Genomic DNA, 14,438 nt, shown 5'->3' on the forward strand with positions numbered 1-14,438 from the left:
GTCGGTCGTCCCTCGCACCACCACCCACCGTCCGGAAAGGACCGGTCAGTTGCGCAGACTGTCCGCGGCACTCGCGGCCGCGCTCACCACGAGCGCGATAGCGGCCACCCTCCTCGGCACCCCCGCCCAGGCCGCTCCCCCGTCCCCCGTCACCGTGTCGAGCATCGCCGCCCAGGCGGCCGAGGAGGGCGGCGCCGAGGCCCCGCCCGGCCCGCTCGCCCCGCAGGAGCGCGAGCGCCAGTCGCTCCGCGCCAAGGCGCTCGAACAGCTCAACAAGGGCGCCGTGGCCAAGACCGCCGACAAGCGGGCGCCCGGCAAGGTGAAGATCGGCAACGACTACGTCCAACTCGCGCAGCAGCGCAAGGACAAGGTCTTCGTCATCCTCGCCCAGTTCGGCGACGAGGTGGACAACACCACGCTGTACAACGGCCAGCCCCGCTACGGCGGTACGCCCGGCCCGCGGCACGACACCATCCCCAAGCCCGGCAAGAGCGACAACCACACGCTGTGGAGCGCCGACTTCGACCGCGGCTACTACCAGCAGATGTTCTTCGACGACACCCCCGGCGCGATCTCATTGCGCAACTACTACCGCACCCAGTCCTCCGGGCGGTACGACCTCGACGGCACCGTCAGCGACTGGGTCACCGTGCCGTACAACGAGGCGCGGTACGGCAGCAACAAGGGGCCGCAGGGCTCCGGCGCCTGGACCCAGGCCCAGGAGTTCGTCCGGGACGCCGTCAAGGCCTGGTACGACGGCGAGATCGCCAAGGGCCGCACGGCCGCCGACGTCAAGGCCCAGCTGGCCCAGTACGACGTCTACGACCGCTACGACCACGACAAGGACGGCGAGTTCGACCAGCCCGACGGCTACCTCGACAACGTGGTCGTGGTGCACGCCGGCGTCGACGAGACCTGGGGCGGCGGCGCGCAGGGCGCCGACGCGCTGTGGGCGCACCGCAGCTGGACCTTCCCGGACCCGACCGGCGCGACCGGCCCGGCGGGCAACCGGATCGGCGGCGCACCGGTCGGCGACACCGGCCTGTACGTCTACGACTACGTGCAGGCCGGCGAGAACAGCGGTGTCGGCCTGTTCGCCCACGAGTTCGGGCACAACCTCGGCCTGCCCGACCTCTACAGCACCACCGGCGGCGACAACAGCGTCAACTTCTGGTCGCTGATGTCCTCCGGCTCGTACCTGGGCAAGGGCCGGAACACCACCGGCGGCTACCCCGGTGACCTCGACGCCTGGAGCAAGCTGCAGTTCGGCTGGCTCAACTACGACGAGGCGCAGGCCGCCACCCGCTCCAGCCACGCCCTCGGCGTCAGCGGCTACAACACCGACCAGGCCCAGGCCGTGCTGGTGCACCTGCCCGACGGCACCACCACCACCGAGCTCGCCGACCCCTACCAGGGCGGCCGGCACTGGTGGAGCGACACCGGCGACAACCTGGACAACGCGCTGGCCCGCACGGTCGACCTGCGCCAGGTCACCGGCCAGGTCACGCTGACCGCCGCCGCCTGGTACGACGTCGAGCAGGACTACGACTTCCTGACCGTCGAGGCCTCCACCGACGAGGGCAGGACCTGGAAGGCGCTCCCCGGCACCGTCGACGGCGCGCCGATCGGTAACACCACCGCCAACGTGCCCGGCCTGAGCGGCACTTCGGGCGCCTACCGGCAGCTGTCGATCCCGCTGGACGGCTACGCCGGACAGCAGGTCCGGGTGCGCTTCCACGTCACCTCGGACGGCAACACCCACGGCCGGGGCGTCCTGGTCGACGCCGTCCGGATCGCCGCGGGCGGCACCGAGCTGTTCACCGACGGCGCCGAGGACGGTGCCAACGGCTGGACCGCGACCGGCTTCACGGTCGTCACCGGCCGCAACGCGGTCAAGCAGCACCCGCGCGCCTACCTGGTGGAGAACCGCCGGTACGCCGGCTACGGCGCCTTCCTGAAGACCGGCCCGTACAACTTCGGCTACACCGGCGTCGACGGCAAGAAGGACATCGTCGACAACTACCCGTACCAGGAAGGCGTGCTCGTCTGGCTCTGGGACACCGGCTACGGCGACAACAACACCAAGGACCACCCGGGCGGCGGCCTGATCCTGCCGATCGACGCGCACCCGGCGCCGATCCGCTTCGCCGACGGCTCGCTGGTCAACGGTCGCGCGCAGACCTTCGACGCGGTCTTCTCGCTGAAGCCCACCACCGCCTTCACCCTGCACAAGGGCGGCGTCCCGGTCCGGATCGGCAGCGAGCCGGCCGTCCCGGTCTTCAACGACCGCACCGGCGTCTACAGCGACCCGGCCACCCCGCAGCTCGGCGTGAAGGTGCCGGACACCAACACGAAGATCGAGGTGGTCCGCGAGACCCAGGGCGGGCGGATCACCACCGTCCGCGTCGGCCCGGCCTCCTGAGCCGACCGACCCCCGATCAGGCCGTCCCGGCCCCGCCGCAACGCGGGCCGGGACGGCCGTCGTGTTCTCCCCGGCGGTCGCGGGACGGGCGGCGCGCGGGCGCGGCCGCGGCCAGGGTGAGCAGCGTCAGCGGGGCGAACGGCCGCCGGCCCGGCCGGAGTTCGGCCGGGCCGGGCAGCGCGCGCCGTGGGCCGGGGCGGCCAGGGCGAGCACGGAGAGCAGCAGCAGGACGTGGGCCCGGCGCGAGGCACCGAGCGCGACGGACCCGACGCACGTCGGCCCGGGGCGCACGCGGCACACCGGCCGAACGCGGCACCCGGGCCGAACGGAGTGGAACCCGGTCGGGCGCGGCCCTCAAGAGGCTCCCCGCCGCGCCCGACCGGGGGTCGGAGCGGGAGCCGCCGCAGGGCGGCCCCCGGTGTGCAGCCGTACCGCCCGACGTGGGGGATGCGAGCGGTACGGCGGTCGGTGGTCCGGGGTCAGGTCGCGTTCTGGGCGACCTCGGGGAAGTGGCAGGCCGCCTCCCGGGCCCCGGGCCCGGTGATCCGGAGCAGCGGCCGCTCCGTCCGGCAGAGCTCCTGCGCCTTCGGGCAGCGCGGGTGGAAGGTGCAGCCGGACGGCGGGTTGGCCGGGCTCGGCGGGTCACCGAGCAGCACGATCCGCTCGCGGGCCCGCTCGGCCGCCGGGTCCGGCAGCGGCACGGCGGAGAGCAGCGCCCGGGTGTACGGGTGGGCCGGGTTGCCGTAGACCTCCTCCTTGGCGCCGATCTCGACGATCCGGCCGAGGTACATCACCGCGACCCGGTCGCAGACCCGCTTGACCACCGAGAGGTCGTGCGCGATGAACACGTAGGCCAGGCCCAGCTCCTGCTGCAGCCGCTCCATCAGGTTGACCACCTGGGCCTGGATGGAGACGTCCAGCGCGGAGACCGGCTCGTCGGCGATCACCAGCCGGGGCGAGGTGGCCAGCGAGCGGGCGATGCCGATGCGCTGCGCCTGGCCGCCGGAGAACTCGTGCGGGTAGCGGTCGATGTGCTCGGGGATCAGTCCGACGAGCTCCATCAGCCCGGCGGCCCGCTTGCGCGCGTCGGCCGCGCTCGCCCCCTGGATCAGCAGCGGCTCGGAGATGATCCGGGCCACCGTCTGGCGGGGGTTGAGCGAGGAGTACGGGTCCTGGAAGACCATCTGCAGGTGCCGCCGGTGCGGCCGCAGCTCGGCCTGCGAGAGGCCGCCGATCTCGGTGCCGTCGAAGGTGACGGTGCCCGAGGTGGGGTCGAGCAGCCGGACGATCATCCGCCCGGTGGTGGACTTGCCGCAGCCGGACTCGCCGACCAGGCCGAGCGTCTCGCCCTTGCCGACGTCGAAGCTCACCCCGTCCACCGCGCGGATCGGCGCGCCGGCCCGGCCGGCGCGGCCGCGCTTGCCGGGGAAGGTCTTGACCAGGTCCCGGACGGACAGCAGCGGTTCGGCCCGGGCCGGACGGGCGGCCGAGGGCGTGGGTGCGGTCATGAACGGGCTCCTTGCGGCACCAGCGGCAGGTGGCAGGCGGCCTGGTGGCCGGGGGCGAGCGGGCCGAGCACCGGGCGCTCGGACAGGCAGCGGGCGTGGTCCTCGGCACTGGCGGCGGTGGTGCGGGCGCAGCGCGGGGCGAAGGAGCAGCCGGGGGCGGGGGCGATCAGCGACGGCGGGCTGCCCGGGATGGCGCGCAGCGGGGCGTCGTCGGTGTCGTCCAGGCGGGGCAGCGAGTCCAGCAGCCCGCGGGTGTACGGGTGTGCGGGGGCGCCGAACAGCCGGTCGACGGGGGCCTGTTCGGCCGCCCGGCCGCCGTACATCACCAGCACCTCGTGGGCGACCCGGGCGACCACGCCGAGGTCGTGGGTGATCATGACGACGCCGAGGCCGCGTTCCTGCTGGATGCGGGCGATCAGGTCCAGGATCTGGGCCTGGACGGTGACGTCGAGGGCGGTGGTGGGCTCGTCGGCGATCAGCAGGTCGGGCTCGCAGGCGAGCGCCATGGCGATCATGACGCGCTGGCGCATGCCGCCGGAGAACTGGTGCGGGTACTCGTCGACGCGGCGGGCGGGTTCGGGGATGCCGACCTCGCCGAGCATCTGGATCGCGCGCTCGCGCCCGGCCTTGCGGGAGGCCTTGAAGTGCACCCGGTAGTGCTCGGCGATCTGCTCCCCGACGGTGTAGAAGGGGTGCAGGCTGGAGAGCGGGTCCTGGAAGATCATGGCGATCCGGCGGCCGCGGACGGTGCCGAACTCGCGCTCGCCGAGGCCGACGAGCTCCTGCCCGGCGAGCCGGATCGACCCGGTGACGGCGGCGCCGCGGTGCAGGCCCATGACGGCCAGCGACGTGACGGACTTCCCGCTGCCGGACTCGCCGACCAGGCCGAGGGTCCGCCCGGCCTCGACGGCGAAGGAGATGCCGTCGACGGCCCGGACGGTACCGCGCGGGGTGTCGAACGCGACCCTGAGGTCGTCGACCTCCAGCAGAGCCATCAGTACCTCACTCTCGGGTCGACCACCGCGTAGAGCAGGTCGACCAGCAGGTTCGCCACGACGATGAAGAAGGCCGCGAGCAGGGTGACGCCGAGGATGACGGGCTGGTCGGAGCGGAGCAGCCCGTCGTAGAAGAGCCGGCCGACGCCGGGCAGGCCGAAGATGGACTCGGTGATGACCGCGCCCGCCAGCAGGCCGCCGAGGTCGATGCCGAAGATGGTGAGGATGGGCGTCATGCCGGAGCGGAGCCCGTGCTTGACCGTGACGGTCCGGGCGGGCAGGCCCTTGGCGCGCGCGGTCCGGACGTACGGCTCGGCCAGCGTCTCGATCATCGAGTTGCGGCTCTGCCGGGCGTACTGGGCCGCGTACAGCAGGGCCAGCGCGATCCAGGGCAGCAGCAGGTTGGACGCCCAGCCGAACGGGTCGTCGGTGAACTGGTGGTACGCCGGGTAGGGCAGCCAGCCCAGCGTCCGCACCACGCCCCAGATCAGCATGATCGAGGTGAAGTAGACCGGCAGCGAGGCGGTGCCGACCGAGAGCACCATGAGCGCCTTGTCGGTGAGGCTGCCCTTGCGCAGCGCCGAGGCGACGCCGGCGCCGATGCCGAGGACCAGCCAGAGCACGGCCGCGCCGAGGGCGAGCGAGACGGAGACCGGCAGGCGGTCCACGAGCAGGTCCCAGACCGGCAGCGAGTACTCGTAGGAGAAGCCGAGGCAGGGGAAGCCGCAGTGGGTGGCGCTGGGCCCGGAGCCGTAGTCGCGGCCGGCGAAGATGCCGGCCAGGTAGGCGCCGAACTGCTCCCAGACCGGCTTGTCCAGGCCCATCGCCGCCTTGACGTCGGCGAGCCGTTCGGGGCTGCAGGTCTTGCCGCAGGCCGCGCCGGCCGGGTCGTTCGGCAGCAGGTAGAAGATGGTGAAGGTGATGGCGCAGATGGCCAGCAGGATGCCGAGCACCCCGAGCAGCCGGCGGCCGAGGTAGAGGATCACGACCGGCCTCCCCGCGGGTCGAGGATGTCGCGCAGCGCGTCCCCGAGCAGGGTGAAGGCGAGCACGGCGATGAACAGGAAGACCGTCGGGATCAGGAAGTACGTCGGGTCGACCTCGTAGTGGACGATGCTCTCGGCGATCATCTGCCCCCACGAGGCCGTGGGCGGGCGGACGCCGACGCCAAGGTAGGAGAGCGCCGCCTCGGTCGCGATCATGCCGGGGACGAGCAGCGTGGTGTAGGCGATGATCGGGCCGGAGACGTTCGGCAGGATCTCCCGGGTGAGGATCCGCCAGGACTGGGCGCCGCCCACCTTGGCGGCCTCGACGTACTCGCGGTGCTTGAGCGAGAGGGTCTGGCCGCGGACCACGCGGGCGATGCCGGGCCAGCCGAACAGGCCGATCACCGAGGTCATCAGCAGGATCCGGTTGACGTCCTTGGCCACCGACATCATCGCGATCATGAAGATCAGCGAGGGGAAGGACATCGTGAGGTCCATCAGCCGGGACAGCACGGCGTCGACGCGGCCGCCGAAGTAGCCGGCCGCGATGCCGGCCAGGGTGCCGACGACGACGACCACCGCGGTGGCGGCGAAGGCGATCAGCAGCGACACCTGGCCGCCGTGCAGCACCCGGGCGAACAGGTCGCGTCCGGTGATGGGTTCGACGCCCAGCCAGTGCCGGGCCCCGATGCCGCCGAAGTCGCCCCGGGGCAGACCGCCCAGGTACGGGTCGATGGCCCGCTTGTCGAACTCCTCGGGGGACCAGCCGCCGAGTGCGCTCAACGGGCCGGCCAGGGCGGCCGCCAGGACCAGCACGGCGACGGTGATCAGGCCGAACCGGGCGGAGCCCTTGGCCCAGAGCTGGTCCCAGACCAGCCGCCAGGGCCCGCGCCCGGCGGCCTTCGCGGGGCCCGCCGCCGTGGTGTCCACGGCGGCGGGCTCAGTCGTTGTACTCATGACGGACGGTTCCTCAGCCCTGGCTCTTCGCGGGGTCCTTGAGGCCGATCACGGCCATGTCGATCATGCCGGCGTAACCGGAGTTGCCGAACGCGCCGGCCACGTTGGTGCCGGTCAGCAGCGGGCGGCGCTGCCACATCAGCGGGATGGCCGGGGCCTTCTTCAGCAGGTCCTCGTCCAGCTGCTGCCAGGCCTTGTTCGCCTCGTTGATGTCCGTCATGGCCGCGATCTGGTCCATCCGGTCCATCGTCGCCTGGTCACGGAACTGGCTGTAGTTGCCCTGGTTGCCCTTCTCCTTGATGGTCCGTCCGTCGAAGAGGAACGGGAGGAAGGTGGCACCGGACGGGTAGTCCGGGCACCAGCCCTGGATCACCAGGTCGGGGGCGTTCTTGGTGTCGCCGACGGTGTCGGCGAAGGCGGAGGCGTCGACGGTGTTGACCGTGACCTGGACGCCGGACTTGGCCAGCGACTGCTGGATCGCCTCGGCGCGGGTCTTGTCACCGAGCGAGACGGTGAGCGAGACCTTCAGGTCGGACTTCCCGGCCGCCTTGAGCAGGTCCTTGGCCTTCGCCGGGTCACCGGTCACCGGGATCTTCAGCGGGTCGGCCTTGGCGCCGCCGGTCAGCGACGGCGGCAGGTAGGAGGTGGCCACGTCGGCCATCGCCGGCCCGCCGAAGGCGGTGACCTGGGCCTCGCGGTCGACGGCCCACATCATCGCCTCGCGCACCTTCGGGTCGTCGAAGGGGGCCTTGGCGGTGTTCAGGTACAGCATGTCGGTACAGCCGGTCCGCTCGGCCGCCATGCGGGCCTTGACCTCCGGCTTGGTCAGCACCTTGGAGACGGACTCGTGCTGCATCCAGGGCATCTCGATGGCCGAGGCGTCGACGCCGCTGCTGGCGATGATCCGGTCGTCGGCCTGGCCGCCCTTGAGGCCCTGGGTCACCACGATCTTGTCCGGGTAGGCCTTGCGGACCGGGTCGGTCGCGGCGTCCCAGTTGGTGTTCCGGACCAGCACCAGCTGCTTGCCGCGGTCGTAGGTCTCGATCTTGTACGGGCCCGAGGAGAAGACCTGGGAGTCGTACTGGGTGCCCTTCTCGCGGGACTGCGGCACCGGCGAGAAGGTCGGCAGCGTGACGGTGTAGGAGAACTCGGCGACCGGGCGCTTCAGGTGGAAGACGATGGTCTTGTCGTCCGGGGTCTCGATGGAGGCCAGGTGCTCGCCGTTCAGCGGACCCTTGTAGTTCTCGCCGCCGGCCAGGTACTGGGCCGCGTAGTCGGGGCCGCCGGTGAGGTCCGGCGAGAAGGAGCGCTCGACGTTGTACTTGACGTCGGCGGCCTTGATCGGCGTGCCGTCCTCGTACTTCAGCCCGTCCTTGAGCGTGAAGGTCCACACCTTGCCGCCCTCGGAGGACTTGCCGAGGTCGGTGGCGAGGTCCGGGACGATCTCGCTGCCCGCCGGGCCCGGCTCGGCCTTGAAGGTGGTCAGGGTGCGGTAGAGCAGCCGGGTGCCGAAGTCCATGTGCGGCACCACCCAGTTGCGGGCCGGGTCGAGGTGGGCGAAGTCCTGGTTGGTCAGGACGGTCAGGGTGCCGCCCTTGACCGGGGTGCCGCCGATGATCGTGCCGCTGTCGGCGCCCGGGCCCTTGGTGGACGTCGCCGCGCTGCTGTCGGCGCTGTTGTCCGTGTCCTTGTCCTTCGCGCAGGCCCCGAGGCCGAGGGTGAGTGTCGCTGCGATGGCCGCCGCGAGGGCGGCCTGGGTGCGCCTGGTCATGTGCAACTCCGCAGTGGGGGGCCCGAAGTGAGGGCCGAGGTCCCGCCCCGGGGCTGGTCCGGGGCCCGGCCGGGAGGCGACCTCAGGGGGTCTGGCGCTCCGCGGTGTGACCCGTAACATAGTAATGTGAAATTGCACTGCACAAGAGGTGACGCGACCCGTTACCGAGCTGTGTCCGTGCGAACACCACCGAACCGCCGGAATCCTCCGGTGACGTGACCCTCCGTCGGCCCCGGCCGGGCTGCCCCACCGGACGGCCCGGAACCGCACGGAACCGCACGGGACCTCACCGGACCGGACGGGACCTCACCGGCCCGGACGGGATCGGACGGGAGGACGCAGGACCGCCCGGGGCCGGACGGGAGGACGCCGTCAGCCCCCGCGGCGGATCAGCCCCCGGCCGCGGGCCTCCCGCACCGCCGCCGTGCGCGAGTCCACCCCCAACTTGGCGTAGATGTGCACCAGGTGGGACTTCACCGTGGCCTGGCTGAGGTGCAGCCGCTGGCTGATCTGCTGGTTGGTGAGCCCGTCCGCGACCAGCCCCAGCACCTCGGTCTCGCGCGCGCTGAGCGCCGCCGCCGGCGTGCGCATCCGCTCCAGCAGCCGGTCCGCCACGGTGGCCGCGAGCGCCGTCCGCCCCGCCGCCGCCGATCGGACGGCCCGGGCCAGCTCCTCCGGCGGCGCGTCCTTCAGCAGGTACCCGGTGGCGCCCGCCTCCAGCGCGGGCAGGGTGTCCGCGTCCGTGTCGTAGGTGGTGACGATCAGCACCCGCGGCGCGCCGGGCCGGGCGGTGATGGCGGCGGTGGCCTGCGCGCCGTTCATCACCGAGCCCGGCCCGAACTGCAGGTCCATCAGCACCACGTCGACCTCGGCCTCCGCCACCAGCTCCACCGCCCGCTCGGCGGTCGCGGCCTCGGCGACGATGGCGAAGTCCCGCTCGCTCTCCAGGACGGCGCGCAGCCCGGCCCGGACCACCGGGTGGTCGTCGGCCAGCAGCAGCCGGATCACTCGCTCACTCACGTGCATCCCCGTTCACGGGCGCTCCTCGCTCACGGACGCTCCTCGGCACCGGACACCGCCTGGTCCCCGACCCCGTCCGCCTCCGCCCGCTGCCCGTCCACCGGGGCGACCGGCAGCAGGACGGCGAGCGCCGTCCCCTCGCCGGGCGCGGACTCCACGGTGAAGGTACCGCCCAGCGCCCGGGCCCTGGCCCGCATCGACGGCAGCCCGAAGCCGCCGTCGCCGCCCGCCGTCCCGGCGGCCGCGGCCACCGCCGCCGGATCGAACCCCGTCCCGTCGTCGAACACGTCCAGCGCGACCTCGCCCTCCATGTAGCTGAGCGTGACCTCGGCGTGCGAGGCCTCGGCGTGCCGGACGGCGTTGCCGAGCGCCGACTGCGCGATCCGCAGCAGTGCCACCTCCTGCGGCACCGGCAGCCCGACCGGGTCACCGGAGACGTGCAGCCGTACCGCCAGGCCGCTGTGCGCCGTGGTCGTCGCGCAGAGCCGCTCCAGCGCCACCGGCAGCGAGTCGCTCTCCAGATCGGGCGGCGTGAGCGCGCGGACGAACCGCCGGGCCTCGGCGAGGTTGTCCTGGGCGGCCTGCCGGGCCTGCTCGACGTAGTCCGCGGCGGCCTCGGTCCGCTCCGGCAGGGCCCGCTGGGCGGCCCGCAGCAGCAGCTGGATGCTGGAGAGGCTCTGCGCGAGGGTGTCGTGGATCTCCCGGGCGAGGCGCTCGCGCTCGGCGAGGACGCCGGCGGTGTGGTGCGCGGCGGCGAGGTCTGCGCGGGCGGCGGTCAGCTCGTCGATGAGCCGGCGCCGCTGCTCGCTCTCCCGGTAAAGCGCCTGGTAGCCGAGCACGGTGGCGGTGGCGACGGCCGCGCCGAGCGCCGGGCCGATGGCCGCGGCGACGCTCACGGTGTGCTGGTGCCAGGAGTACGCGACGATCGCCGCGACCGTGGTCAGGGCCACGGCGGCCAGACCGCCCCGGCGGCCGAGCAGGTGCAGCTCCAGGAAGTACAGCGGGAAGGCCAGCCAGACGCCGTCCGGGGTGGCGATCAGCACGCCCACCCAGGTGACGCCGAGCAACGCCAGCCACAGCGCGGCCGCCCGCGGCGACCGCCGTACCGCGGCGACCAGCGGGCCCGCGGCGTAGACGGCGGCCATCGCGGTGGCGGCCGCGGTCACGGCGGCGAGGTCGCCGCCCCGGCCGACGGCGGCCCGGGCGACGGCGAGCGCGAGCAGGCCCGCCACCAGCAGGTGCAGGCAGACCTGGAGCACGCGGGCGACGGAGGTGGTACGGGATCGTTCGGTCGCCATCCCTCCAGCCTAGGGTCCGGGCCGCGCCCCAGGCATCAATCAAAAGGTTGAACTCCGCTTCTCCCCTTCGATGCCGGGGATCCAATCCCCCGGGCGATGCCCGGCGGCACCCCGTTCGGCGACCGTGGTGAGCGTCGGGGCAAAGGCCCGGCAACCGAGCGGGAACGGAAAGGGAGAAGGCTGACCGTGTTCGTCGCCTGGAGGGACCTGGGGTTCGCCAAGGGGCGGTTCGCCCTGATGGGGACCGTCATCGTGCTGATCACCGTGCTGGTAGGCCTGTTGTCCGGCCTGACGGCCGGGCTGGGCCGGCAGAACATCTCGGCGATCACCGGGCTGCCCGCCGACCACCTGGTCTTCTCCAAGCCCGCCGACGGCCAGCGGCTCTCGTTCACCGACTCCCAGGTCGCGCCCGAGCAGTGGCAGGCCTGGGGGCGGGTCCCGGGGGTTTCGGCCGCACAGCCGATCGGGATCACCACCACCAAGGCCGCCGCCGGGCAGCGCACCGCGGCGCTCTCCGCCTTCGGCGTCCCGGACGGCTCCGGGCTTGTCCCGAAGGGAGCCCCCGTCGCCCCCGGCCGGGCGGTGCTCTCGGCGACCGCCGCCGAGAACCTCGGCGGCCTGCAGCCCGGCGCGACGTTCACCGTCGCCGGCCACCCGCTCCAGGTCGCGGCCGTGGCGGACGACGCCTGGTACAGCCACACCCCGGTCGTCTGGACCAGCCTCGCCGACTGGCAGCGGTTCGCCCCGGGCGGCGCCGGGCACGCGACCGTGATCGCGCTGACCAGCGCCTCCGGCGCGGATCTCGGCGCCGCCGACGCCCGCCTGGGCACCGAGACCCGGACGCGGGAGGACGCGCTCGCCGCGATCGGCTCCTACACCTCGGAGAACGGCTCGCTGCAGCTGATGCGCGGCTTCCTCTTCGCCATCTCGGCGCTCGTCATCGGCGCCTTCTTCACGGTCTGGACGATCCAGCGCAGCGGTGACATCGCCGTTCTCAAGGCGCTCGGCGCCTCCACCCGCTACCTGCTGCGGGACGCCCTCGGCCAGGCCGTGCTGCTGCTGGTGCTGGGAACCGCCCTCGGCACCGCGATCGCGGTCGGCGCCGGTGCCGTGATCGGCTCCGCGGTGCCGTTCGTCCTGGACGCCCCGACCGTCCTCCTCCCGGCCGCCGTGATGATCGCGCTCGGCGCGGTCGGCGCCGCCCTGTCCGTCCGGCGGATCACCGCCGTCGACCCGCTGACCGCCCTGGGGAGCGCCCGATGACACTGGAACTCGACCGCATCACCCTCACCTACCCGGACGGCGACGGCCGGCTGACCGCCCTGGACGAGGTCTCGCTGGACGTCCCCAAGGGCTCGATCACCGCGGTGGTCGGCCCGTCCGGCTCCGGCAAGTCGAGCCTGCTGGCGGTCGCCGCCACGCTGATCGCCCCGGACTCCGGCCGGGTCGTGGTGGACGGCGTCGACACCGCCGGCCTCGGCCGCGCCGAACTGACCACCCTGCGGCGGCACCGGATCGGCATCGTGTTCCAGCAGGCCAACCTGCTGCCCTCGCTGACCGCCGCGGAGCAGCTCCAGGTGATGGCCCACCTGGACGGCCGCTCCCCGCGCGCCGCCCTCCCCCGGGCCCTGGAGCTGCTCGACGCCGTCGGCCTGCGCGACCGGGCCGGCCACCGGCCGCACCAGCTCTCCGGCGGGCAGCGCCAGCGCGTCAACATCGCCCGGGCCCTGATGAACGACCCCACCGTGCTCCTGGTCGACGAGCCCACCAGCGCCCTCGACCACGAACGCGGCGCCGCCGTCCTGGAGCTCATCACCGAGCTCACCCACCGGCGCGCCACCGCGACCGTCCTGGTCACCCACGACCGCACCCACCTGACCGCGGTCGACCAGGTGGCCGAGGTCCACGACGGAAGGCTGACGGTCCCGACGCCGGCGTGAGCTACTCCGAGTGAGCTACTTCTTCGCCGCGAGCACGTCGTCCACCGAGAGCGTCACCGCCGCCCCGATCGACTCGGGCAGGGTGAAGGACTGTCCGGGGTGGTGGACGGCGTGCACGCGGTACTCACCGTCCTCGGGGTCGGTGAGCACCATGACGCGCTGGTTCGTCCGGTCCACGATCACGTAGACCGGTACGCCGGCGGACGCGTAGGCGAACGGCTTCTTCTTCAGGTCGTCGCTGAGGTTGGAGGACGTCACCTCCAGCACGAGGCGGAAGATCGCAGGGTCGTAGCAGTTGTACTCGATCAGGTGGTCGTCGATGTCGGCGTCGACGATCGACAGGTCGGGCACGGCGTAGTCCGACGGCCCGTCCGGCAGCCAGATGCCGACGTTCTGCAGAACCTCCACCTCGTCCCCGTCGAGGCCCGCCGCGAACAGTACGCGCATGAGACGGCTCAGCGACTTGCCGTGCGAAGCGTTCGGTGGCGGCGTCACGGTGATCTGGCTCCCGACGATCTCGACCCGGTGCCCGGCGAACTGGTTGGCGATCAGCTCCGCGGCTTCGAGCAGCGTCGGCTGCTCCATGGGCTCTTCCACTGCTGCGGCGGACATGGAATTCCTCCTTGCTGCCGATGTCGAGAGCATCATCGTAGGGCGCGGGGGTCTCCCGACGCCCGATCCTCAGCCTTCACCCCAACGAGTGGTTTACGCCTGGCCAGGAGCCCTCAGCGCGAGCGGAGGCGGAGCGACGGGCGCTCCTCCTCGGCCTCCTGGTCGGCGGCCCAGAGGGAGCGGACGTGGCCGAGGTGGCGGGACATGCAGGCCTCGGCGGCCTCGGCGTCGCCGCGGACCATCAGGTCCAGCAGTTCCAGGTGCTCCTCGGCCGAGGAGACCAGCTCGCCGCGCTGGTCCAGGCGGTTCAGTCCGTACAGGCGGGAGCGCTTGCGCAGGTCGCCGACCACCTCGACCAGGCGGGCGTTGCCGGCCAGGCCGAGCAGGTCGAGGTGGAACTGGCGGTCGGCCTCCAGGTAGCCGATCAGGTCGTGCTTGCGGGCGGCCGCGACGATCGCCTCGGCCTGCGGGCGCAGCGCCTCCAGCTGCTCGGCCGTGGCGGTCCGGGCGACCCGGCCGACGGTGGGGACCTCGATCAGTGCGCGGATCTCGGTGAAGTCGTCGAGGTCGCGCTCGGTCAGCTCGGTGACCCGGAAGCCCTTGTTGCGGACGGCCTCGACCAGGCCCTCGCGGGCGAGGTCGAGCATGGCCTCCCGGACGGGGGTGGCCGAGACGCCGAAGTCGGCGGCGAGGGCGGGAGCGGAGTAGACCACGCCGGGCCGCAGCTCACCGGAGATGAGGGCCGCGCGGAGCGCGTGGGCGACCTGGTCGCGCAGCCGCTCCTGGACGGAGATCAGGGTGCGGGGTTTCAGGTCGGCCATGGTGTTCCTCCGGAGGTTTGCAGGACACCAGCGTACAATGTCACGTTACGTTGAGTGTGCAACATTCCGTGATCCGGACGGTCCGTCAGCCGTCGCAGGGGCCCCGTGG

13 protein-coding genes are annotated in these 14,438 nt (G+C 72.8%); 3 read left to right on the plus strand and 10 right to left on the minus strand.

Annotated features, from left to right (window positions below):
- The first annotated feature begins 49 nt into the window (after positions 1-49).
- Positions 50-2,422 (plus strand): immune inhibitor A domain-containing protein, encoded by a 2,373-nt coding sequence (locus RMN57_RS09825; RefSeq protein ID WP_313763010.1) that lies wholly within the window; start codon positions 50-52, stop codon positions 2,420-2,422.
- A 126-nt stretch (positions 2,423-2,548) separates the two neighbouring features.
- Here the strand turns inward: RMN57_RS09825 and RMN57_RS09830 are convergent, their stop codons facing one another.
- From RMN57_RS09830 to RMN57_RS09865, 8 genes are all read right to left on the minus strand, one after another.
- Positions 2,549-2,713, minus strand: coding sequence for a hypothetical protein (locus RMN57_RS09830; RefSeq protein ID WP_313763011.1), 165 nt, complete (start codon positions 2,711-2,713; stop codon positions 2,549-2,551).
- Positions 2,714-2,901: 188 nt separating this feature from the next.
- Positions 2,902-3,930 carry a dipeptide ABC transporter ATP-binding protein gene (locus tag RMN57_RS09835; protein WP_313763012.1) on the minus strand — a complete coding sequence of 343 codons (1,029 nt, stop codon included), beginning with the start codon at positions 3,928-3,930 and terminating at the stop codon, positions 2,902-2,904.
- Positions 3,927-4,925, minus strand: coding sequence for an ABC transporter ATP-binding protein (locus RMN57_RS09840; protein WP_313763013.1), 999 nt, complete (start codon positions 4,923-4,925; stop codon positions 3,927-3,929). Before RMN57_RS09840 ends, RMN57_RS09835 begins: the two co-directional genes overlap by 4 nt.
- Positions 4,925-5,911 (minus strand): ABC transporter permease, encoded by a 987-nt coding sequence (locus RMN57_RS09845; protein WP_313763014.1) that lies wholly within the window; start codon positions 5,909-5,911, stop codon positions 4,925-4,927. Before RMN57_RS09845 ends, RMN57_RS09840 begins: the two co-directional genes overlap by 1 nt.
- Positions 5,908-6,867, minus strand: a complete 960-nt coding sequence (locus RMN57_RS09850; RefSeq protein WP_313763015.1) for an ABC transporter permease — start codon at positions 6,865-6,867, stop codon at positions 5,908-5,910. Before RMN57_RS09850 ends, RMN57_RS09845 begins: the two co-directional genes overlap by 4 nt.
- A gap of 13 nt (positions 6,868-6,880) precedes the next feature.
- Complete coding sequence (locus tag RMN57_RS09855; protein WP_313763016.1) at positions 6,881-8,638, minus strand: ABC transporter substrate-binding protein; 1,758 nt, start codon at positions 8,636-8,638, stop codon at positions 6,881-6,883.
- Between the two features lie 372 nt (positions 8,639-9,010).
- Entirely contained in the window at positions 9,011-9,658 is a 648-nt protein-coding gene (locus RMN57_RS09860; protein ID WP_313763017.1) for a response regulator transcription factor, read from the minus strand.
- 29 nt (positions 9,659-9,687) lie between these two features.
- Positions 9,688-10,956 (minus strand): sensor histidine kinase, encoded by a 1,269-nt coding sequence (locus tag RMN57_RS09865; RefSeq protein ID WP_313763018.1) that lies wholly within the window; start codon positions 10,954-10,956, stop codon positions 9,688-9,690.
- A gap of 186 nt (positions 10,957-11,142) precedes the next feature.
- Between RMN57_RS09865 and RMN57_RS09870 the strand changes: the two genes are divergently transcribed.
- The gene (locus RMN57_RS09870) at positions 11,143-12,219 is read left to right on the plus strand and encodes an ABC transporter permease (RefSeq protein WP_313763019.1); all 1,077 of its coding nucleotides are present in this window, start codon (positions 11,143-11,145) and stop codon (positions 12,217-12,219) included.
- A complete protein-coding gene (locus RMN57_RS09875; protein WP_313763020.1) occupies positions 12,216-12,896 on the plus strand; it encodes an ABC transporter ATP-binding protein in 681 nt (226 codons plus the stop codon). The genes RMN57_RS09870 and RMN57_RS09875 overlap by 4 nt, the downstream gene beginning before the upstream one ends.
- A 15-nt stretch (positions 12,897-12,911) precedes the next feature.
- Here RMN57_RS09875 and RMN57_RS09880 read toward each other — a convergent pair whose 3' ends face one another.
- Together RMN57_RS09880 and RMN57_RS09885 are read right to left on the minus strand one after the other, a co-directional pair.
- Positions 12,912-13,508 carry a Uma2 family endonuclease gene (locus RMN57_RS09880; protein ID WP_313763021.1) on the minus strand — a complete coding sequence of 199 codons (597 nt, stop codon included), beginning with the start codon at positions 13,506-13,508 and terminating at the stop codon, positions 12,912-12,914.
- 113 nt (positions 13,509-13,621) lie between these two features.
- Entirely contained in the window at positions 13,622-14,329 is a 708-nt protein-coding gene (locus tag RMN57_RS09885; RefSeq protein WP_313763022.1) for a GntR family transcriptional regulator, read from the minus strand.
- Positions 14,330-14,438 lie beyond the last annotated feature (109 nt).

This window comes from Kitasatospora sp. CM 4170 (assembly GCF_032110285.1).
Taxonomy (GTDB): domain Bacteria; phylum Actinomycetota; class Actinomycetes; order Streptomycetales; family Streptomycetaceae; genus Kitasatospora; species Kitasatospora aburaviensis.

Excerpts from the sequence above, each read along its gene's own strand:
- RMN57_RS09835 (WP_313763012.1), bottom strand. The coding sequence starts at position 3,930 with ATGACCGCACCCACGCCCTCGGCCGCCCGTCCGGCCCGGGCCGAACCG.
- RMN57_RS09840 (WP_313763013.1), bottom strand. The coding sequence starts at position 4,925 with ATGGCTCTGCTGGAGGTCGACGACCTCAGGGTCGCGTTCGACACCCCG.
- RMN57_RS09850 (WP_313763015.1), bottom strand. The coding sequence starts at position 6,867 with ATGAGTACAACGACTGAGCCCGCCGCCGTGGACACCACGGCGGCGGGC.
- RMN57_RS09855 (WP_313763016.1), bottom strand. The coding sequence starts at position 8,638 with ATGACCAGGCGCACCCAGGCCGCCCTCGCGGCGGCCATCGCAGCGACA.
- RMN57_RS09865 (WP_313763018.1), bottom strand. The coding sequence starts at position 10,956 with ATGGCGACCGAACGATCCCGTACCACCTCCGTCGCCCGCGTGCTCCAG.
- RMN57_RS09875 (WP_313763020.1), top strand. The coding sequence starts at position 12,216 with ATGACACTGGAACTCGACCGCATCACCCTCACCTACCCGGACGGCGAC.
- RMN57_RS09880 (WP_313763021.1), bottom strand. The coding sequence starts at position 13,508 with ATGTCCGCCGCAGCAGTGGAAGAGCCCATGGAGCAGCCGACGCTGCTC.
- RMN57_RS09885 (WP_313763022.1), bottom strand. The coding sequence starts at position 14,329 with ATGGCCGACCTGAAACCCCGCACCCTGATCTCCGTCCAGGAGCGGCTG.